Source organism: Lysinibacillus odysseyi 34hs-1 = NBRC 100172 (genome assembly GCF_001591965.1).
Classification (GTDB): domain Bacteria; phylum Bacillota; class Bacilli; order Bacillales_A; family Planococcaceae; genus Lysinibacillus_B; species Lysinibacillus_B odysseyi.
The window spans coordinates 17,027-37,537 of the sequence record NZ_BCVX01000016.1; the positions used below are offsets into that span (position 1 = coordinate 17,027).

16 protein-coding genes and 1 riboswitch are annotated in these 20,511 nt (G+C 42.4%); of the genes, 15 read left to right on the forward strand and 1 reads right to left on the reverse strand.

Going from position 1 to position 20,511, the window contains the following annotated elements:
• Nucleotides 1-123 precede the first annotated feature (123 nt).
• The 7 genes from BOD01S_RS20620 (at nt 124) to BOD01S_RS20650 (ending at nt 7,583) form a co-directional block, all read left to right on the forward strand.
• Nucleotides 124-870: a DUF2935 domain-containing protein gene (locus BOD01S_RS20620; RefSeq protein ID WP_036151302.1), complete on the forward strand. Its 747-nt coding sequence runs from the start codon at nt 124-126 to the stop codon at nt 868-870.
• Nucleotides 871-1,066: 196 nt separating this feature from the next.
• Nucleotides 1,067-2,407 (forward strand): AAA family ATPase, encoded by a 1,341-nt coding sequence (locus BOD01S_RS20625; RefSeq protein ID WP_036151304.1) that lies wholly within the window; start codon nt 1,067-1,069, stop codon nt 2,405-2,407.
• Nucleotides 2,400-3,125 carry a hypothetical protein gene (locus BOD01S_RS20630; RefSeq protein ID WP_036151306.1) on the forward strand — a complete coding sequence of 242 codons (726 nt, stop codon included), beginning with the start codon at nt 2,400-2,402 and terminating at the stop codon, nt 3,123-3,125. The genes BOD01S_RS20625 and BOD01S_RS20630 overlap by 8 nt, the downstream gene beginning before the upstream one ends.
• Nucleotides 3,126-3,381: 256 nt before the next feature.
• Nucleotides 3,382-3,825, forward strand: coding sequence for a DUF2243 domain-containing protein (locus BOD01S_RS20635; protein WP_036151311.1), 444 nt, complete (start codon nt 3,382-3,384; stop codon nt 3,823-3,825).
• On the forward strand, nt 3,825-4,574 hold the full coding sequence (locus BOD01S_RS20640; protein WP_036151313.1) for a cytochrome c oxidase assembly protein: 750 nt from the start codon (nt 3,825-3,827) through the stop codon (nt 4,572-4,574). Before BOD01S_RS20635 ends, BOD01S_RS20640 begins: the two co-directional genes overlap by 1 nt.
• Before the next feature lie 198 nt (nt 4,575-4,772).
• On the forward strand, nt 4,773-6,062 hold the full coding sequence (locus BOD01S_RS20645; RefSeq protein WP_036151314.1) for a LysM peptidoglycan-binding domain-containing protein: 1,290 nt from the start codon (nt 4,773-4,775) through the stop codon (nt 6,060-6,062).
• A 177-nt stretch (nt 6,063-6,239) separates the two neighbouring features.
• Nucleotides 6,240-7,583 (forward strand): S-layer homology domain-containing protein, encoded by a 1,344-nt coding sequence (locus tag BOD01S_RS20650; protein ID WP_052124706.1) that lies wholly within the window; start codon nt 6,240-6,242, stop codon nt 7,581-7,583.
• Between the two features lie 123 nt (nt 7,584-7,706).
• On the opposite strand, the gene BOD01S_RS20655 is transcribed toward BOD01S_RS20650, so the two are convergent.
• The gene (locus BOD01S_RS20655) at nt 7,707-8,453 is read right to left on the reverse strand and encodes an alpha/beta hydrolase (RefSeq protein ID WP_036151316.1); all 747 of its coding nucleotides are present in this window, start codon (nt 8,451-8,453) and stop codon (nt 7,707-7,709) included.
• A gap of 222 nt (nt 8,454-8,675) precedes the next feature.
• Here BOD01S_RS20655 and BOD01S_RS20660 point away from each other — a divergent pair, with 222 nt between their 5' ends.
• From BOD01S_RS20660 to BOD01S_RS20695, 8 genes are all read left to right on the forward strand, one after another.
• On the forward strand, nt 8,676-9,563 hold the full coding sequence (locus tag BOD01S_RS20660; protein ID WP_036151318.1) for a LysR family transcriptional regulator: 888 nt from the start codon (nt 8,676-8,678) through the stop codon (nt 9,561-9,563).
• On the forward strand, nt 9,563-10,405 hold the full coding sequence (locus tag BOD01S_RS20665; protein WP_052124707.1) for a tetratricopeptide repeat protein: 843 nt from the start codon (nt 9,563-9,565) through the stop codon (nt 10,403-10,405). The genes BOD01S_RS20660 and BOD01S_RS20665 overlap by 1 nt, the downstream gene beginning before the upstream one ends.
• A 136-nt stretch (nt 10,406-10,541) precedes the next feature.
• A complete protein-coding gene (locus tag BOD01S_RS20670) occupies nt 10,542-11,042 on the forward strand; it encodes a hypothetical protein (protein ID WP_036151320.1) in 501 nt (166 codons plus the stop codon).
• A gap of 397 nt (nt 11,043-11,439) precedes the next feature.
• The gene (locus BOD01S_RS20675) at nt 11,440-12,732 is read left to right on the forward strand and encodes a globin-coupled sensor protein (protein WP_036151322.1); all 1,293 of its coding nucleotides are present in this window, start codon (nt 11,440-11,442) and stop codon (nt 12,730-12,732) included.
• Nucleotides 12,733-12,888: 156 nt separating this feature from the next.
• On the forward strand, nt 12,889-14,277 hold the full coding sequence (gene hemG / locus BOD01S_RS20680) for a protoporphyrinogen oxidase (RefSeq protein ID WP_036151324.1): 1,389 nt from the start codon (nt 12,889-12,891) through the stop codon (nt 14,275-14,277).
• A gap of 169 nt (nt 14,278-14,446) precedes the next feature.
• Nucleotides 14,447-14,547: riboswitch (SAM riboswitch) on the forward strand.
• 101 nt (nt 14,548-14,648) lie between these two features.
• Complete coding sequence (locus tag BOD01S_RS20685; RefSeq protein ID WP_036151328.1) at nt 14,649-16,490, forward strand: bifunctional homocysteine S-methyltransferase/methylenetetrahydrofolate reductase; 1,842 nt, start codon at nt 14,649-14,651, stop codon at nt 16,488-16,490.
• Complete coding sequence (gene metH / locus BOD01S_RS20690; protein ID WP_036151330.1) at nt 16,483-19,908, forward strand: methionine synthase; 3,426 nt, start codon at nt 16,483-16,485, stop codon at nt 19,906-19,908. The genes BOD01S_RS20685 and metH overlap by 8 nt, the downstream gene beginning before the upstream one ends.
• Nucleotides 19,909-19,965: 57 nt before the next feature.
• Nucleotides 19,966-20,451, forward strand: a complete 486-nt coding sequence (locus tag BOD01S_RS20695; RefSeq protein WP_036151333.1) for a GNAT family N-acetyltransferase — start codon at nt 19,966-19,968, stop codon at nt 20,449-20,451.
• Nucleotides 20,452-20,511 lie beyond the last annotated feature (60 nt).

Sequence of the window (20,511 nt, forward strand, 5' to 3'; positions counted from 1 at the left end):
TCAAGTAAAAGCAGAAGCCGGTGTTTTTTATAAAGAATAAAGATGTAGGAAGCCGCATACATATGGTACGAAGTATGGAAAAGAGGAGATGTATACAGCCTGTCCAATTACTTAAAGACTGCCATGTTCGAACATCAATTTTGGCTTCAGGTGTTAGCTGATCATTCCCGTTTCATTCATGACTCTCTCTATCCCTCTCAAAAAGAAGATATTGCTAAAGCAGATGGTTTCATTAAGCATTTCGATCAATTACTCAAGCAAGTGAAGACACTTGATGACCAGACGGCGGTTACTTTTTCTGAGGCCGTCGAAACGGAAGTAAAGCAATTAAAGGAATTCAAGCTTTCCATTATTCGGCGTCATTTGACCGGGGAAATGAAGATTCATCTTACCCCCTCTTTCATTAATCACATGGTAAATGAATTAGAGGAGTATGAACGTGTGCTCAGCTATTTAAATCAAGGCAAAACGCCGCCTATTTTCCATGAGCTCCACCATCATCTGCTCTGGCTTTTAGACGCTTCCGGTCATGCAGGGGCTATCAATGACCGGATGGATGCGGTGGAAAAAAGGCTGAAGGAAAAAAGTGCCGCCTTTACAAAGCATTTTGAACAATTCTATCTGAAGGCTCTTGAATTAACTGGTTTTTTACGTACAAATCTTGATAAATTCCCTGCTTTGAAAAGGTTTAATCGGGAGGTCAAAGTTGAGATGGGCCTGTTTAAAACTTTCCTCCGGGAGTTAGAAGAGATGGAGTTGAGTTCTGAAGTACTGGACATATTTACTGTCTCAATGGCTGACCATATGCTTAGGGAAGAACAGTATTATTTAATAAAGCTTGCTCAATCTGCGGAAAGGAGCGGTAATTAGTTATCTTTTCTTTGCGTTGGAGAGATAAGGCTTTTATAAAAAAGACCATTTTCGGGTTAAATGTCCCTGGGAATGGTCTTTTGCCATTGATGGAAGAACATATGAAAAAGAGCGGCAGGAGAGCTGGAAAATGAAAGCACCGCTAATTTTTCCGGTGAAAAATGGATAGAATAAACGAAAAAAAGCAGGTGGTTGTATGGAGACAATCGTAAAGGTTCGGCGACTAGTAATTGAAAATATGAAAAATGTCGAATTTGGGGAAATTCAAGTTCAGACGGCTTTTGAAACACTTACTCAATCTGATGTCGTTGGACTATATGGACAGAACGGGTCGGGAAAAACGACGGTCGTCGATGCATTCGAGCTGCTGAAAAGACTTATATCAAGCGGCGGGTTTATGAAAAAACTCCCGCGTAACGATAAGCATATTATTCATACGGAAAATGAACGGGCAAAACTGACCTTTGATTTTTTTGTTCGTAATACAGTTGGGGAATTTTTTCTCCAATATCAAGTAGAACTGGCAAGGGGAGAAGAACGGCTCTATCCTGTTTTTGAGCAACTTTCTTACAGGGAGAATGCTCCCGGAAAGCGGATGAAGGTATTAGTGAAGAAGGATGAAATGCACCTGCAAATCCGCACACGTTCGCTGGAAGGAATGGATGAGAAAATCAGGATTTCCATGATGGTGACGAGTCATTTAGCTGAAAGGGAAAATGCATCCTTTATTTTTCATAAGGAGCTGAAGCCTATTTTAAAGGATAGGCTTGGTGAGTTGGAATGGCAGCTGATTGAAAACATTGCCGTGGATTTTAATCGTGATCTGCTTGTGATTAATAATGCAGAAGTCGGAATGATCCTGACAAAATATATCATGCCTTTTAGCGTTTATTTAGATAAGTCGCATGGAGTAATTCCTTATGATTTGTCAGGCCCGGCATTGCTTCCTAAGCCGCTATATGAAACGTTGGTACAGCTTATTAAGCAGACAAACGAACTGCTGTCTGCCATTATCCCGAGCCTTACTATTGATATACAGGAAATTACGGAGCAGACAATGGATGACGGGAAGCTGGGTGTGCGCTTTGAATTTCTATCAAATCGGAACGGCCGTGTTCTTCCTCTTCGTACCGAATCAGAGGGAATTTTAAAGATTATTTCCATTCTGAGTGCCTTAATAGCTGTCTATAATAAACCGAATGCCTGTATTGTCATTGATGAACTGGATTCGGGTGTATTTGAATATTTGCTTGGAGAGCTGCTGCGGATTATTGATGAGACAGGACAGGGCCAGCTTTTCTTTACCTCACATAACCTTCGATTATTAGAGGTGCTGCCGGCAAGTAACTTATGGTTTACTACCTCAAATGAACAAAATCGATATATTCAGCTAAAGGGCGTGAAATCATTGCACAACATAAGAGATGTGTATCTTCGGGCCATTCAGCTGGGCGGCCAGGATGAGGAAATATATAAGGAAACGAAGACATTTCATATTAAGCAGGCTTTCAGGAAGGCGGGGAAGCGTCATGAGTAAAAAAGTAGTGCTGGTTATTGTGGAAGGACAAACAGAGGAACTGGTCTTCTTTGACTTTCTCCAAGAACGCTTCCGGGAGCTGGAAATCAGGATCGATGTCCAATGCGGGGATGTCGTTAGTAATTGGAATCGAAAGCACGGCACAGTGGAATGTGCTATCGAATATATTATTAAAAACTATTTAAATACGTATCGGCTGATGCCGAGCGATTTATTGGCAGTTGTCCAATTTACAGACACGGATGGCTGCTTTATCAATAATAAGTTTATCCGGGTAGATAGAATAAAAGCAACGCGGACGAGATATGGGAAGAATGGCATCTATGTTACTACAAAGTTTAAAAAGCTGCAGATGATCGAACGAAATCAGGTAAAGGCAGAGAATATGAAAATCTTGGCCCAAGACAGATACGCTGCTTATAAAAAGCGCAAAATCCCTTATCGTCTTTACTACTTTTCCATCAACCTTGATCATGTATTATGGGGAGAGCAAAATGCAAAGGGACATAGTAAATTAGAAAAGGCAGAAAGCTTTCTTGATCAGCTGGACATGCCGCTGGATCAATTTTTACGGCAATTTACTCCAGCAGAAGAAAGGTTATCATGGGAAGAAAATTGGGAAAGCTCATGGGAAAACATTGCAAAAGAGCTGAATTCGCTTCAACGCGGCACGAATATGCCGTTTGTTCTTGATTTTCTCGATTCTTTGCTTAAATAAGTTGAAAAGCAGAACTGAAAAGGTGACTATTATATTCCCGGTAACTTACCAATTGACCAACAAATATATTCTGTCGTGCCATAAGGCTCTCTTTCTATAACTGGATGAAAACAGGAAAGGGCCTTTTTGCATACCTGTCAAAGCTGAAAATGAGACTAGTTTATAACAAGAGAGCTCTCGGGTATCGACATGTATAAACTCTTCTTAAAACACTTATATTGTAAGAAGAACTTGTGCTCGGGAGGTTGATCAAGAAATGGCAAAAAATAATCATGCAATGAATTTTTGGTCCGGCATTTTATTTGGACTGGGCTTGATTGCATTCTTTGATGAAACTGTATTTCACCAACTGCTGCACTGGCATCACTTCTATGATAAGTCCACGTTGGCTATCGGCCTAGTATCTGATGGGTTTTTCCATGCGTTCAGCTGGTTTGCAACGGTGATTGGCCTTTTTATGGTTGCCTATTTACGGAAACAGAAATCGTGGCATCGTAAACGCTGGATCGGGGCGGTCTTATTGGGGGCCGGAGTGTTCCAGCTCTATGATGGCATCATTCAGCATAAGATATTCAGGCTTCACCAGATTCGCTACAATGTCGAGATTTTGTATTATGATCTTGTTTGGAATGTTGGCGCGATTTTATTTATTATCATTGGTCTGTTTATTTTAAGAAGGAAGCAGGTGGGGACAAGTTGATGGGAGATTGGGTCAGCATTCTTCTTGTCTTTATTTTGATCGCGGCGCCGTATGTAATGGCAGCAGAAATAAAAGGGGGGTTGCCGGCCAGAAGGATTCTCTATTGGGTAATCGGTGCCGGCTGTATTGCGTTTTCCATCACAGGGTCATTGGCGCAGGAAGCACACCATTATTTCGTTGCTCATATGACTGTCCATTTACTGCTGGGTATGGCCGCTCCTTTATTTTTCGTACTGGCAAAACCGGTTACATTATTATTGCGTATACTGCCTGTAAAAACTGCACGCAGCATGATGAAACTGTCTAAAACACGCTATGCGCGTTTTATCAGTCATCCTTTCACAGCCACAGTATTGAATATTGGCGGGTTATGGGTGCTGTATACAACGGATTTATATAGGGCAATGCATATGTCTATGGTCGTTCATTATATTGTGCATTTACATATTTTCCTTGCCGGTTATTTGTTTACCCATGTCCTGCTTTCGGCTGATTTTAATCCCCATAGAGCACCGTGGCTGCTCCGTTCGGGTGTGCTTGTTCTATCGATTGCTGCTCATAATATTTTAGCGAAATGGCTTTATGCTAACCCCCCCTATATGGCGACTGCCGAGCAGGCAGAAATAGGTGCCCAATGGATGTATTACGGGGGAGGGGTGATTGAACTAATCATCATCACCTTATTGTGTTATGAATGGTATCGGGGCATGCAAAAAGAAGCTCAGCGTAATGTGGAGGCAAGTGCCTAATATGTTGGCCGTAAGCAGGCAGAATAAAAGGAAGATCAAAAGCCGAAGTCTCTTTTTGACTTCGGCTTTTTTAATTTTATTGGGAAGGTTTTATGTAGTACATGCTTTTTTACTATTCTGCTGTCTCACTGAGAATCTGCAGGCAACAGGCATGTAGAAAGAATCTAGCGCATATGGTAGTCGCAGAGGGGGAAATTTATGCAAATTCATGTAGTACAACCTGGCCAGACAATTTACGGCCTGGCACAGGCATATCGTACAACGGTGCAGGCGATTATCCAGACAAATGAATTGCAAAACCCGGATCGGCTCGTGGTAGGTCAGGCATTAGTCATGCCTATATATGGAAGGTTTCACTGGGTACAGGCAGGTGAGAGTTTTTGGAGTATCGCGCAGCGCTACGGGCTGAATATGAATACGCTGGCACGACTAAACGGTTTAAATATAAATGAGCCCTTGATGATAGGAACCCAGCTCTACATTCCGCCCCGGCCAAAGACAACGGCTGAAACTTTAGCCTTCTTGGAGCCGCGGGGTGATACGGTTAGCCCGGCTCTGTTAGAACAGGCGGCCAAAGCTGGCCCTGTCCTTACGTATTTAAGCCTTTTTAGCCTGGAGGCGAGGAGGGATGGCAGCTTACGCCTGCCACCAAGCAATGGAATAATAGAGACAGCTGAGCAGGCGGGGACATCCATCATGCTGGTTATCTCTAATCTCGAAGCGGGCGCATTTAGTTCAGAACTTGGGCGTGATATTTTACAAAGCACTGCTGTTCAAGATCTTTTGCTCGAAAATATCATTTCCTATGCTGAAGAATTAGGAGATGTGCGTGCCGTTATGTTTGATTTTGAACATCTTCCAGGGGATCAGCGATTGGCCTATACTCAGTTTTTACAGCGGGCAGTCGAGCAAATGCATGAGGTCGGGTTACGCGTGAGTGCGGCCTTAGCGCCCAAGACTCGAGCAGACCAGCCTGGGGAATGGTTTGTCGCGCACGATTATCGTGCAATCGGCCAAATAGTCGATTTTGTCATGCTTATGACATATGAATGGGGCTATTCCGCCGGTCCTCCGATGGCAGTATCGCCTATTAATGAAGTTGAACGTGTGCTGAATTACGCTCTTACGGAGATGCCTGCCAATAAAATTATGATGGGCCAGAATTTGTATGGCTATGACTGGACACTTCCATTTGTACAGGGAGGGGAGTATGCTCGGGCTATCAGTCCGCAAATGGCTATCCAGCTTGCTGTAAGGTATCAGGCAATTATTCAATATGATACTAAAGCCCAGGCTCCTTTCTTTACGTATCAGGATGAGGAAGGCAGGGATCATATTGTATGGTTTGAGGATGCAAGATCTATTCAGGCAAAATTTGACCTTTTGAAAAAACTTGGGCTCCGGGGAATAGGGTATTGGAAACTGGGGTTATCCTTCCCGCAAAACTGGCTTCTTATCGAAGATAATTTTGATGTGGTGAAATTATAAGGCAGCTAGTGCTACTATAGCTGCCTTTCAATTGTGCGAAAAAATGAATAGGGCGAATCACGTACATGCAGCATATATACTGTTTTACTAAACATAAGTCTTTCGTTAGGATTTTGCAGGAGATTAATAGATGCTACTATAATTAATAGAGTAAAACAGTAAAGGGGGAATTGTAAGTTGAAGTTATTTAAGTTTTTAGCCGTATTATTCTTGACGTTCCAGCTTGTTAGTCCTGCGGCAGCCATGACAGGCAATAGAGGGGAACCGGCTCACTACCTTGCTTTGGGGGATTCACTTGCCGCCGGGATGATTGAAACAGGCGGTATCGGGACAGGCTATGCTGATGTTCTTGCACAAACATTAAAAGAGGCGGGGTTATTGGCTTCCTATAACAAGGGCTTTGCAGTGCCAGGTTATACAACAGAGCAAGTTTTAGATGAACTAAACAAGGATGTGAAAAAGCCTTCGTCTGAAACAGGAGAAAAGGTTTCTATTGTAGACGAAGTAAAGAAAGCGGATGTTATTACGATTAGTGTCGGAGCGAACGACGTTTTAAAAAATTTGAAGCGCGACGACACGGGGAAATTGAGCTTTGATCCTGCTGAAGTACAAAAGGGAATCGTGAAAATGGTTGGAAACTATGATGCAATTTTAAAGCATATCACACAGCTTAATCCTACTGCGGATGTATTTGTAATGGGTTATTATAATCCTTTCCCGCATGTAACAGAGCTAGCTGTCCAATTAAATATGCTTGTAGGGATTCTGGATACGCAGGTAAATCAGATGACTGAAAAAAATGGAGCATATTTTGTAAAAGTAGCAGATATTTTAGCTTCTGACACGGCGGCATATTTGCCAAACCCTGAAAATATCCATCCGAGCGAGGAAGGATATAAGGCAATAGCTGAGCAATTTACAAAACCGGTCCTTGAGTATATTAATCTAGTACCGCTTCCTGAAGTGAAAATGGATTTTACGGATATTCCAAAAGATAGCGAGTCATACGGTTATGCAGTAAAGGCAGCCGAATATGGGCTGATGAACGGATATAAAGATGGTACATTCAAGCCGTATAATCCGTTGACACGTGTCCAAATGACATCGATTTTGACACGGGCCCTGGAATTAGAGGCAACGTCACCCGTGAAATTTACGGATTTGCTTACCTATCCAGCTGAAACCCAGCAGGAAGTTGCAGCAGCAGCTGAAGCGGGAATCGTGAAAGGGATCGGCCAGCTGTTTAAGCCGGCTGACCGTATTACTCGTGCACAAATGGCCTTAATGATCCAGCGTGCGTATGAAAAAGAAACAGGGAAATCGTATAAGCCGGCAAAAACAGCGCCATTTACTGATATCAGCACATACAGCAGCGAGTATAAGGAAGCTATTACATTCCTGTATGATAAACAAATTGCTTCAGGGGTAGGTTCAACAGGGAAATTCAACCCAACAGGCTATTTAACACGTGCCCAGGCTGCAAAAATCATCTCTAATTTTTATGAGCAAATATTACAGTAAATAAAATAAGCGGCGAGGAGATGGGGAATCTGCCTCGTCGCTTATTTTTAATATATATAGCAGAAGGGGTATTCTGCTGGGGATAATGTAGTTAGTATAGACATATAAAAAAGTTTCTATTCATTATTCTTTCCATTTTAGCCCTTCAAAGAAGCGGTACACTTCTTCGAATACTAAATCGCGTTCTTGGCCTAATGTTAAAATATGGCCGGAGTTTACAAATGTTTTTACAGATTTGATGCGTGATTTGACAGAACTGTAAATCAGGTCTGCACTTTCGCAATAATATTCATCATCCTGTAAACCGCGTAGAATGTGGACAGGTGCCTCAATATTTTCTAGCTTATTACTTGTATCATTAATCATCCCTTGCAAATAGTCAAGTGATGGCATTCGAACTAAATCTGCAACATGCTCCGGACGGTCCACATTTGGGTCATACGTACCGGATAATTTTTTGTAATTAATGGCATAGTCAATAATACGGCTCTGTAAGCTTTCCGGACTCTTTGCGATAGCAGGAGCCGACATTGTAACAATTGCTTTTGTTGGGCGTTCAACACCAAGCTTTAAAGAAAAGATACCGCCTAGTGATACACCGGCAACTGCAATTTCCTCATAGCCAAGACTGCGTAGAACATCGTACCCTTCAATTACGCTGTTCCACCATTCTAGTGGATTTGTTTGAATTAGTGTTTTTGGGTCGCTGCCATGGCCTTTATAAAGCGGAGCATGTACAGTGTAATTGCGATCTGCTAAATATTTTCCTAAACGTTTTACATCATTTGTATTTCCGGTAAAGCCGTGCAATAGAAGAACCGCACGTTTGCCGGCTTCAATTGTAAAAGGCTTTGGTGGAATGATTTTCATTTTTAAACAAACTCCTTTTAAGTATGTGATAATGTATATTCATTTGATGTAAGAAAATTTGACGATCAAGCGAAAGTTCAAAAAACAGTTGTAATTCAATAAAAAATTTGATATGAATTCGTTTCGTTATAGCTATTATAGTGCTATAAATACATAAGTACAATTTATTATTTCTATTACTTTAATATCTTTTAGTTATTGATTAAAAGGAGGCATTCTTTCATGGAAATACAGCAATTACAGTACTTCAAAACTGTGGCACAGCTGCAGCATATGACACGTGCTGCAGAAAAATTGAGCATTTCACAGCCAGCCCTCAGCAAGTCAATTGCTAATATTGAACAGGAGCTTGGTGTCCCGCTATTTGATAGACAGGGACGTTCGATCCTTTTAAATCGATATGGCATTCTATTTTTAGAAAGTGTCGATATTATATTAGCGGAGTACGGCAAAATCATGCAGGAATTTGGAGATATTACTACACCCGGACATGGAGAGGTAGCGTTCGGATTTATTCATACACTTGGTATGGAAATTGTCCCCGAGCTCATGGCCACAGTTCCTGACAAGTATCCACATATGAAATTTTCCTTAACACAGGCGACATCCCTTAACTTACTGAAACGTCTGGAAGAAGGAGCAATTGATCTTTGCCTGTCACAGGAGATTGAATCAAAGCTTATCGATATTGAGTGGGTGGACCTATGGACTGAGGAGTTATTTGTAATCGTTCCTGCCAATCATATGCTGGCACAGAGAAACACCATTGAACTCCATGAAATTAAGAATGAACCATTCATCTCGATAAAGCGCGGCAATTCTTTGCGCCAAATTGTCGATCAGTTTTTAAAAGAAGCAGGCGTTACGGCAAAAACGACTTTCTCAGCAGAGGAAATGCACACTGTAGCAGGCTTTGTTGGTGCAGGGCTTGGCGTATCACTTATTCCCCATATTAAGGGGCTTGAACACTTTAATGTGAAAAAAATATCCGTAAGTTCGCCTCCGTGCCGCAGAAAAATAGGTGTCGCCTGGGCGAAGGGCCGCTATTTATCACCAGCCGCTAATGAATTCAAGGAATTTTTAATTGATTATTTTAGAGGAGAGGCATAATGGACAAACAGACATTCTTTGAGCTTATAGAGGAAGATTTACATCCCGCCGCTATCGAGGCGATGAATGGAGATGCATCGGCAATGTTTACTATTGCTATGTATTTGAAGGAGAAGGACCTGGAAAAGGAAGCAGTTGTATGGCTAAAAAAAGCAGCAGCGAAGGCTCATGCCCCCGCACAATATGAGCTTGCGAATTGTTATTATGCCGGCAGCGGAGTGGAAATAGATGAGAAGCGTGCATTTGAACTATATGAGCAGGCGGCCGAGCAGGGTCATGCGGATGCGGCTAATAACCTGGCTGATATGTACTTAAACGGGGAATCGGTGGAAGTAAACGAGGAAAAAGCACTGGAATGGTTTAGTCAGGCCGCAAAAAACGGAGTAGTAGAAGCAATGTTTACGTTAGGCATAATGTATGAACAAGGACTCGGCACAACACCGGATGAAAAACAGGCATATCTGTATTACGAGCAGGCAGCAGTAGAAGGCTACGAGGATGCACAGTATCGGCTTGGGTGTATTTATTTGGAAGGACTCCTCGGCAAAGAGCAAAATAATGAAAAGGCGCTGGAGTGGTTTGAACGTGCAGCAGATCAGTTCTATATAGATGCTATTTATAATCTTGGCTATCTATATGAAAAAGGTATTGCGGTAGAGCAGAATGGACTAAAAGCAATTACCTATTATAAGCAGGCAGCCCTTCTTGGGGATTATCAGGCGAAAATGAACCTCGCCTATTTGTTTGAAGCAGGAGAATGTGTTCCGAAAAACGAAGAAGAATCAAGGAAATGGAGACTCTCTGCTACTACACAGTTGGAAGAAGCCGCACAGGAATGGTGAATGTATAGCAGGGGAAGAATAACACTTTTTCATTATGTGAATAATAGAAAAGCCGTTAAAACAGCAGCAGAAATGTTTACAACCTTTATTAAACAGGCTAATAATGATGTAGGAGATAAAATAAGGAGGTTTTATCATGCTATTATCTGCAGTACCAAATGTAACGAAAGAAACACTTTCATATAAGGAAGAACATATTCGTACCTTAAAGGGAATTCTCGCAGACCAACTTGAAGATCTTACAGAGTTAAGCACGATTATCGGCTATTTAAAAGGTTTTAAAGACGTAGGGATCGATCGGGCGGAAAAAGGAAAATATAGTGGGAAAATTGAACAAATAGAGGAAAAACAAAAAATCCGTTTTGATAAAATGGACGAAATGATTAATGAAAACCGCAGAGAAATAAAAAAGGAAAAGACACATGATGGGACAGTCCTGCTGTATGGCAAGGAAGTGCGGAAATTAGAAGCGGGTCTTCGAACATTGCGTCTGTTTACATGTGATGTCATAAAGATGCTGGCCCCGGATAGTACGATAATGAACCGGGCGGATGACCGGATTGGTTATTTTGAAAAACGTTCCGCTGCGCTGGAAGTAGAGATGAAAATGATGATGGAAAGGCTGTCTGCCCTATAGATTGAACGAGCTGCCTGGAAAGTAAATACTTTCTAGGCGGCCCTTTTTTTATCCGGTAAATAGTTTTGCAAATGGCATACTGTTTCGGGAAGGTACAAATCAGCATACTACTATACTCTCAGATCGAAAAGGGAGCGCTTAAAATGAATGTTAAGATGCCGTGTTTTATGAGATGGTTCGATTGATATGTGATTTTTTATTTATCTATTTCTAAAGACTTACCTCATGAGTATATAGTTGTTAGTAGTATATGCTTAATGGTTGGAATCATTTATGAGTCATCCATAGTATAAGACTATTTCCTTAATTTAACACTAGAGAGCGGATTTGTATTGAATTAACGCGAAATCATAGTAATCTTAACTAGTATGTAAATTCTATGAAAGTGGTGTACTGTATGTTATTTAAAAAAACATCACAACCAGAGCGTCTCAATATAGATTCCAGGCACGTGAAAATTCAAATTGGCAATCAGCCGAAAGTAAAAAAGCAGCTCGCTATGCTCATGCTGACAGAAACGGATTTAAAATATCTTCAGGCATTCCAGCCATATATCAAAGAACATATTGATGAAATCGTAAACGAATTTTACAAGGCTTTGCAGATAGAGCCAAAGCTTTTAGAGATCATTGATCATCACAGTACAATCGAGCGGCTTAAAGTTACATTAAAAACACATATTTATGAAATGTTCAGCGGTATCATTGACACGGAGTTTCTCCAAAAGCGAGAGAGAATTGCGAGAGTTCATGTCCATATCGGCTTACCTACACAGTGGTATCTTGCAGCATTTCAAAATTTAAATGTATCTTTTATGGAATATGTTAAATTGTATATTCCTCATATAGAAGATCAGTTTTCCATATTGGCAGCTATTTCAAAAGTTTTAAACTTGGAGCAGCAGTTGGTATTGGAAGCATTTGAAGCCTATGTAGCAAATTCAAAACGCACAGATGAAGAGCAAAAACGGGAAATAGGCCATGCGATTATTGATTCCTCTGAAAACCTCGCTTATATTGCCGACCAAACAAATGCAGCGTATCAACAGCTCATTATACAAATGGAGGAGCTTACGTCGCATGCAAAGCGGGCGGGAGATATTTCGACAGGTACGGAACAGCAGGCTCTTGAAGGACAAGGACAAATGCTAGCCCAATCTCGAAATATGGAAACCATTACTTCTTCCGTAGTGGAAATTACACAAGATATTGACCGATTGACAGAAATGACAAAGCAAATGGAAAGTGTAATGGCAATTGTAATGAGCATTGCTACGCAGACAAACTTATTAGCACTGAATGCTTCCATTGAGGCAGCACGTGCGGGCGAGGCAGGAAAAGGCTTTGCTGTCGTCGCGAATGAAGTAAGAAAACTGGCAGAACAGACAAAATCGTCAACAGATACAGTAAGGGAATTGCTCCATGGTACAAATGAACGTACAGCTAAATTAGAAGGGTCCCTCAATCATATTCAGGAGGCTGTGCAATTTGGCAGCGAGGAGATGATGCAGACAGAGCAGAAATTTTCGCATATTCTGCAATCAGTACGTGAGACGAAAATGCAAAATAATTTAATCGAACAGGAAATCGTTCTCCTAGGACAAGGAATTGATCAATTGTCCTCTTCATTTGAAAAAGTAGCATATTCAGCAGAGGAATTGTCCGGTATTTCTCGTGAGTTAAGTAAATAATTGACGTCTTGGGGGGACCCTCGGGGAATTAGTTGAAGTATCCTATCTTATCGAAGGATGCTTTTTTCTTTATTTTGTAATACAACGTCCACGTATTCAAATAGAAAAACGTTTATACTAAAGGCAGGTTATTTCGAACGTATAGGAGATGTATATATGAAAACAGTTGTAGTCATAGGCGGCGGAATTACAGGTCTTTGTACAATGCATTATGTAAAGCGTCAAATGAATGAAAAAGGCATCGAGGCCAATTTAATTTTAATGGAGCGTAATGAATACCTTGGCGGTAAAATCCATTCAGCGCATGAAAAAGGCTTTATTATGGAGACAGGAGCTGACTCCATTGTAGCGCGTCATCCAGGTGTGCTTGAACTGGTTAGGGAGCTGGACTTTGAATCGGAGCTTGTTTATAACGAAACAGGTATATCTTATATTCATACGAATAATGAATTGCATGCCATACCAGCCGGATCAACGTTTGGCATCCCGATGAGTGTGGACTCGCTGCAGGCTAGTACACTCATTTCGGAGGAAGGGAAGGCACGGGCTCTTAAAGATTTGGAATTGCCGAATACGGATTTTACGAAAGAAAGCTCAATTGGGGAATTTCTTGAGTATTTTCTAGGAGAGGAGATTGTAAAGAAACAAATCGCTCCGGTGTTGGCTGGTGTTTACTCCGGTAATCTTTATCAATTATCCCTTGCCTCTACGCTTCCTTATCTTGTTGATTATAAAAATGAATACGGCAGTATTATAAAAGGATTTGAAGCGAACCGGGAGCAATTTGAAAAGGCAGCAAACAAAAAATTTATCTCCTTCCGAAATGGTCTCTCCTCATTAATCGATCGCCTGGAAGCGAGTCTGCCCGAAGTAAACTTTATGAAAAACACGGAAATTCATAGTGTAATAAAGGAAGGGGATCGCTATAAGGTTAGTGCCGGTGAACAGGTGATTACAGCAGATATTGTAGTGCTTGCTGTACCGAATACAACAGTTCAACAAGTATTGGCTGATGAAAAATTGAAAAGAAACTTGAAACGTTTTACTACGGCTTCGGCTATTACATTGTATGTCGGCTTTGATGTACCGGACAGCATATTACCGGCAGACGGCACAGGCTTTATTGTCTCTGAGAATAGTGATTTAGCATGTGATGCTTCCACTTGGACAAGCCGTAAATGGAAGCATACATCGCGTGAGGGAAACTTACTTGTGCGGCTTTTCTATAAAAACGTTAATCCTCGTTATGAGGAGCTTGCTGCTATGACGGATGAAGAATTGGTTGAAGTAGCACTCAATGATGTAAAGATGAGCCTCGGAATCGAAGAGGAGCCGACAGTAATAAATGTCACGAAATGGATCCATCAAATGCCGCGTTATGATTTAGCCCATAATGAAGCATTATCAGCGGTAGTGAGTGATTTAGAGAATTACTATCCGAACTTGCTGCTTGCAGGCTGCTCCTATTTTGGAGTAGGAATTGGGGCGTGTATACAAAATGGTAAGAATACAGCCGATCGTATTATAGCAGCTTTGGCAAAATAATGAGCGGCAGCTTCCTCTACTAGAGGAAGCTGCGTTATGACGGAAAAAGCAGCGTTTTTCCTGAAAAGCACGTTAATTCACCTTGAAAACGTTTACTATAGCAAAACGTCTTGACGTCTCTTTCAGATAACGTTATGATTCTTTTAATTGTTGACAAAATTCAATATATTTCTTATCAAGAGAAGCTGAGGGACTGGCCCGAGGAAGCTTCAGCAACCAGCTGTAAAGTCAGGTGCTAAATCCAGCCGGCAAATTGCCGAAAGATGAGAAGGGACTGCATTTTTTAGCCTTCTTATTATAAAGAAGGCTTTTTCTTTTAGATAAAAATAACTGAAAAATTTTGCAATTCGGTTAAAGAAAAGAGGGGTAACATGGGATTGCTTGAAGCTTTGAAAACACGTATCTTAACAGCAGACGGGGCAATTGGAACGCTGCTTTATTCATACGGTTTGGACTACTGCCATGAGGAAATGAACGTAACAAAACCGGAAGTGGTGCAAAAAATCCACGAACAGTATATTGCCGCAGGCGCGGATATTATTCAAACGAATACGTATGGGGCGAATGCAATAAAATTGGCCCGCTACGGCTATGAAGACCGAGTCAAGGAGTTCAATGAGGCAGCTGTTAAGTTGGCAAAGGCAGCGGCGGGAGATACGATATTTGTTCTAGGAACAATCGGCGGCATTCGCGGTATTCGTAAAAGCGACGCCACACTTGAAGAAATCATCACTGCTGTTTGTGAGCAGGCACGTGTATTGCTTGATGGAGATGTGGATGGTATTTTGTTGGAAACATTCTATGATTTTGAGGAAATAGAGGCAGCTGTCAGAGCCGTCCGGGCAATGACGGATAAGCCAGTTATCGCCCAAGTGTCTATGCATGAACCTGGTATTTTACAGGGAGGTATTTCATTCCGTGCAGCACTGCTGGAGCTTGAGGCTGCCGGAGCTGATATAGTGGGAAGCAACTGCCGCCTTGGCCCGTTTCATACAATCCAAGCATTTGAAAAAGTAGATCTTCCGAAAAGAGCTTATTTATCAGCCTATCCAAATGCTTCCCTTTTAGATGTTGAGGATGGCCGTGTTGTTTATGAGTCTGAGGCAGACTATTTCGCACGGGCAGCAGAAGAGCTGGTCAAGCAGGGAGTCCGCTTGATAGGCGGCTGCTGTGGGACGACACCGAAGCATATTGAAGCGGCCAAAAAACGGCTGTCCAAGCTTACACCACTGTTGGAAAAAGAAACAAAACCGGCAACGACTGAATTCGTTCGTATCCCGGAGCCGCCAAAATATGAACCGCTGCATATGAAAGCAAGGCGTGAGCGTTCGGTCATTGTAGAGCTAGATACACCTCGCCATCTGGAAATAGACGGATTCATAAAAGGGGCAAGAGAATTATACGAAAATGGAGCAGATGTCATTATGATGGCAGATAATTCACTGGCATCTCCAAGGATTAGTAATATTGCGATGGCATCTATCCTTATAAGGGAAGGGATACGTGCTTTGCCGCATATTACATGCCGGGATCGGAACTTGATCGGCCTTCAATCACATTTAATGGGGCTGGATGCCTTGGAACTGCATGATATTTTGGTTGTGACGGGCGACCCGACAAAAGTAGGGGATTTCCCAGGGGCAACTAGCGTGTATGATGTTTCTTCCATGGAATTGATATCGCTCATTAAACAATTGAATGAAGGAATTTCATTCTCCGGTAAACCGCTTCGCAAGCAAGCTACTTTCTCAGTAGCCGGTGCTTTTAACCCAAACGTAAGGGTAGTAGATCGTGCTGTTGCACGGCTTGAAAAAAAACTAGAGCATGGCTGTGACTATTTCATCTCTCAGCCAGTTTACTCAAAGGAAAAAATAATGGAAATTTACGAGGCGACCAAGCATTTAGACGCCCCGATTTATATCGGTATTATGCCTTTGACATCCTTTAGGAGTGCGGAGTTCCTGCATCATGAAGTGCCGGGAATCAAGCTCTCTGCTGAAGTGCTGGCCCGTATGGAAGCGTGTGGGGAAGATAAGGCAAAGGCAGCGGAAGAAGGAGTGGCCATTGCAAAAGAGCTGCTTGAAACAGCATGCGAATATTTCAATGGAATTTATTTAATTACACCATTTTTGCGATACGATATGACCCTGCAGCTGATGGACTATGTAAAAGAATTAGATGCACAGTATAAAGGAGTACAGACAAATGCTTAATCACCCAATTTATGAGCAGCTTGAAAAACGGATATTAATCATTGACGGTGCAATGGGTACAATGCTGCAAAACGAGCAATTGACGCCGGATGACTTCGGGGGAGAAGAGCTCGATGGCTGTAATGAAAATCTTGTCCTTACACGCCCTGATGTGATAAAAAAAGTACACCGCGCCTATTTGGAAGCAGGAGCCGATATTATCTGTACCAATACATTCGGCGGAACACCGCTTGTACTAAATGAGTACGGGCTTGGTCATAAAGCAGAAGAGATCAATATCCGCGCTGTGGAATTAGCGAAAGCTGTAGCAGAGGAGTTTTCAACTGCGGAATGGCCCCGTTTTGTCGCCGGAGCTATGGGGCCAACAACAAAGACGCTTTCGGTAACAGGCGGTATCACATTTGAGGAGCTGGAAGAAAACTTTTATCAGCAGGCGCATGCGCTTATTCGAGGCGGCGCAGATCTTATCTTGCTAGAAACGAGCCAGGATATGCTGAATGTAAAGTCAGCAACAATCGGTATTAGACGTGCGTTTGAAGAACTGGACAGAGAGCTGCCGGTCATGATTTCCGGAACAATTGAACCGATGGGCACGACGCTTGCCGGTCAGTCCATCGAAGCGTTCTATATTTCGATTGAACATATTAATCCATTATCAGTAGGCTTGAATTGTGCCACAGGTCCGGAATTTATGACAGATCATATTCGTTCATTATCTGAGCTGGCGACAAGTTATGTCAGCTGCTATCCAAATGCGGGTCTTCCTGATGAAGAAGGCTGCTATCATGAGACACCGGATTCGCTTTCTAAAAAGCTGAAGGGCTTTGCAGACAAGGGCTGGCTGAACATCGTGGGAGGCTGCTGCGGCACAACCCCTGCCCATATTGCCGCTATCCGTGAGGCTGTAGAAGGGTACACGCCTCGCCAGCGACCAGGGCATACCCATGGCCACGTCGTATCGGGGATTGAACCGCTGCAGTATGACGATTCCATGCGGCCGCTCTTTATCGGGGAGCGAACAAATGTAATCGGCTCTCGTAAATTCAAGCAATTGATTATTGACGGCAAGTTTGAAGAGGCAGCCGAAATTGCACGTGCCCAAGTAAAAAACGGAGCACACGTTGTAGATATCTGTCTGGCGAACCCTGACCGGGATGAAGTAGAGGATATGCGCCGATTTATGCCAGAAGTCGTAAAGAAAGTAAAGGTGCCGATTGTCATTGATTCAACGGATGAAAAAGTAATGGAGGAAGCGTTGAAGTTCTGCCAAGGAAAAGCTATCATTAACTCCATTAACTTAGAGGACGGAGAAGAACGGTTCGATGCCGTTATGCCGCTTGTGAAAAAATACGGGGCATCTGTAGTAGTCGGAACAATTGATGAAATAGGGATGGCTGTATCACGTGAACGCAAATTAGAAGTAGCTGAACGTTCCTACAGGCTGCTGACGGAAAAATGGGGGCTGGCACCTGAGGATATTATTTTTGATCCTCTTATGTTTCCGGTTGGTACCGGGGATGAGCAATATATTGGTGCAGCCGAGGAGACAATTGAAGGCATACGACTAATCAAGGAAAAACTACCTCGTACATTGACGGTACTTGGTGTTAGTAATATTTCGTTCGGTTTGCCACCTGTCGGCAGGGAAGTATTGAATGCGGTTTATTTGTATCATTGTACACAGGCAGGCCTGGATTATGCCATTGTCAATACAGAAAAGCTGGAACGTTATGCCTCTATTCCGTCAGAGGAAATTAAACTGGCAAATGACCTGATTTTCCATACAAACGATCAAACGTTAGCTGATTTTACAGAGTTTTACCGTGATAAAAAGAAAGAAAAAACAGCCGTATCTTTACCTGAGACAGTAGAAGGACGTCTAGCCTACTACATATTAGAAGGAACGAAGGAAGGGCTGATCGATGATTTAAATCAAGCACGGGAAATATTTGATACACCGCTTGATATTATTAACGGACCGCTGATGGACGGGATGGCCGAAGTAGGACGTCTATTTAACGATAATCAGCTGATTGTTGCGGAAGTACTGCAATCTGCCGGTGTCATGAAGGCAGCGGTAAGCCACCTTGAGCAGTTCATGGAAAAATCCGATGAATCTGCAAGCAAAGGTAAAATGGTATTGGCTACGGTAAAAGGGGATGTTCATGATATCGGGAAAAATTTAGTCGATATCATTCTTTCGAACAATGGATTTAAAGTAGTCGATTTAGGCATCAAAGTCACGCCTGCGGAATTAATTGAGGCAATCCGCAGGGAAAAGCCGGACTTTGTAGGTTTGTCAGGTTTGCTTGTTAAGTCTGCACAGCAGATGGTATTGACCGCCCAAGACTTTAAAGAAGCAGACATTAATATTCCGATCATGGTAGGGGGTGCTGCTCTTTCCCGCCGTTTTACAGAAACAAAAATTGCTCCAAACTACGACGGACCTGTCATTTATTCAAAAGATGCAATGGAAGGGTTAGGGGTAGCGAACCGTCTCGTCAATCCAACAGAGCGGGTGAAGCTTAAAGAGGAATTGAGGGCATCCATTGAAAAACGGCTGGAGACAGATAGCAAACGCTCTCAGCAACCGGTGGCCACAATGGAAAAACCGGTCCGTACAGTGGCGGATGCTCCCGTTTTTGAGCCGAAGGACCTTGTACGCCATGTAAAGCGCGATTATGCAGTGGGCCATTTATATCCTTACGTAAATATGCGTACATTAATCGGACATCATTTAGGGTTTAAGGCAAATGTAGAAAAGGCGATTGCCGAAGGTGAAGAGCGTGCCGTACAGCTGAAGGAGCTTGTCGACAGTTACTTGAATGATACGGTATTAAAGCCGTCCGGTATGTATCAATTCTTTAAGGCGCAAGCAGATGGCGATGATGTGATTGTCTATGCAGGAGATGGCATAACGGAAATAGAGCGCTTTACCTTCCCACGTCAGGCAAAAGCACCACATCTATGCCTTGCAGACTTCTTAAAAACAAAGGAATCCGGTGAAATGGACTATATTGCGCTGATGGTTGTAACAGCAGGCCACGGGGTATCGGAAAAGGCACGTATCCTAAAAGAAGAGGGGAAATTCCTCGAAAGCCATGCCCTTCAGGCAACGGCACTGGAGCTTGCCGAAGGATTCGCAGAGCGTATCCATCAGGAAATACGTGACCAATGGGGCTTCCCAGATGGAGTGGATTTCACAATGCGGGAACGTTTTGCAGCAAAATACCAAGGACAGCGCTTCAGCTTTGGCTATCCAGCATGTCCGAACTTGGAAGACCAGGAAAAGCTGTTTAAGCTGTTAAAGCCGGAGGACATTGGTGTCCACTTAACGGAAGGGTTTATGATGGAGCCTGAGGCGAGTGTCTCCGCTATTGTTTTTGCTCATCCCGATGCAAGATATTTTAATGTATAATAAATACCACTGCTCCTGCTTTTGCAGGAGCCTTTTTAATAAAAGGAGGAAAAAAGAATGATTAGACAAGCAACACATGAAGACATAGCTGATATATTGGAAATTTTTAATTATAACATTCGCCACAGCACTGCGGTTTATTTATATGAAGAACAAACTTTAGAGGAGAGAATGGAATGGTTTGAGGCAAAGATGAATGCCGGAGAGCCTGTACTCGTCTATGAGGTAGATGGAAAAGTAGGTGGCTATGCTACATACGGCAAATTCCGTGCATATATCGCGTATCAGTATACAATCGAGAACTCCGTTTATGTGCATGAGGACTTTCAACGGCGAGGTATTGCCAAGGCATTGATGATCCAATTAATAGAAGAGGCCAAAAGACAACATTATAAAACAATGATTGCTTGTATTGATGCGAGCAATGATGGCAGTAAGCATATGCATGAAAAGCTAGGCTTTACTTACAAAGGTACACTGGAGGAGGTCGGATACAAATTCGATAAATGGCTTAATTTAGACATGTACCAGCTGAAATTGTAAATAACAAGAAAAATATATACTCCTTTCTATTTTCAGTATATTATAAAAATATAATAGGGA

What these genes read in the sequence shown, in the direction of transcription:
- BOD01S_RS20655 (WP_036151316.1), bottom strand. Translation starts at nt 8,453, where the DNA reads ATGAAAATCATTCCACCAAAGCCTTTTACAATTGAAGCCGGCAAACGT.
- BOD01S_RS20635 (WP_036151311.1), top strand. Translation starts at nt 3,382, where the DNA reads ATGGCAAAAAATAATCATGCAATGAATTTTTGGTCCGGCATTTTATTT.
- BOD01S_RS20675 (WP_036151322.1), top strand. Translation starts at nt 11,440, where the DNA reads ATGTTATTTAAAAAAACATCACAACCAGAGCGTCTCAATATAGATTCC.
- hemG (WP_036151324.1), top strand. Translation starts at nt 12,889, where the DNA reads ATGAAAACAGTTGTAGTCATAGGCGGCGGAATTACAGGTCTTTGTACA.
- BOD01S_RS20625 (WP_036151304.1), top strand. Translation starts at nt 1,067, where the DNA reads ATGGAGACAATCGTAAAGGTTCGGCGACTAGTAATTGAAAATATGAAA.
- BOD01S_RS20670 (WP_036151320.1), top strand. Translation starts at nt 10,542, where the DNA reads ATGCTATTATCTGCAGTACCAAATGTAACGAAAGAAACACTTTCATAT.
- BOD01S_RS20685 (WP_036151328.1), top strand. Translation starts at nt 14,649, where the DNA reads ATGGGATTGCTTGAAGCTTTGAAAACACGTATCTTAACAGCAGACGGG.
- BOD01S_RS20665 (WP_052124707.1), top strand. Translation starts at nt 9,563, where the DNA reads ATGGACAAACAGACATTCTTTGAGCTTATAGAGGAAGATTTACATCCC.
- metH (WP_036151330.1), top strand. Translation starts at nt 16,483, where the DNA reads ATGCTTAATCACCCAATTTATGAGCAGCTTGAAAAACGGATATTAATC.
- BOD01S_RS20620 (WP_036151302.1), top strand. Translation starts at nt 124, where the DNA reads ATGTTCGAACATCAATTTTGGCTTCAGGTGTTAGCTGATCATTCCCGT.
- BOD01S_RS20630 (WP_036151306.1), top strand. Translation starts at nt 2,400, where the DNA reads ATGAGTAAAAAAGTAGTGCTGGTTATTGTGGAAGGACAAACAGAGGAA.
- BOD01S_RS20695 (WP_036151333.1), top strand. Translation starts at nt 19,966, where the DNA reads ATGATTAGACAAGCAACACATGAAGACATAGCTGATATATTGGAAATT.
- BOD01S_RS20660 (WP_036151318.1), top strand. Translation starts at nt 8,676, where the DNA reads ATGGAAATACAGCAATTACAGTACTTCAAAACTGTGGCACAGCTGCAG.
- BOD01S_RS20640 (WP_036151313.1), top strand. Translation starts at nt 3,825, where the DNA reads ATGGGAGATTGGGTCAGCATTCTTCTTGTCTTTATTTTGATCGCGGCG.
- BOD01S_RS20645 (WP_036151314.1), top strand. Translation starts at nt 4,773, where the DNA reads ATGCAAATTCATGTAGTACAACCTGGCCAGACAATTTACGGCCTGGCA.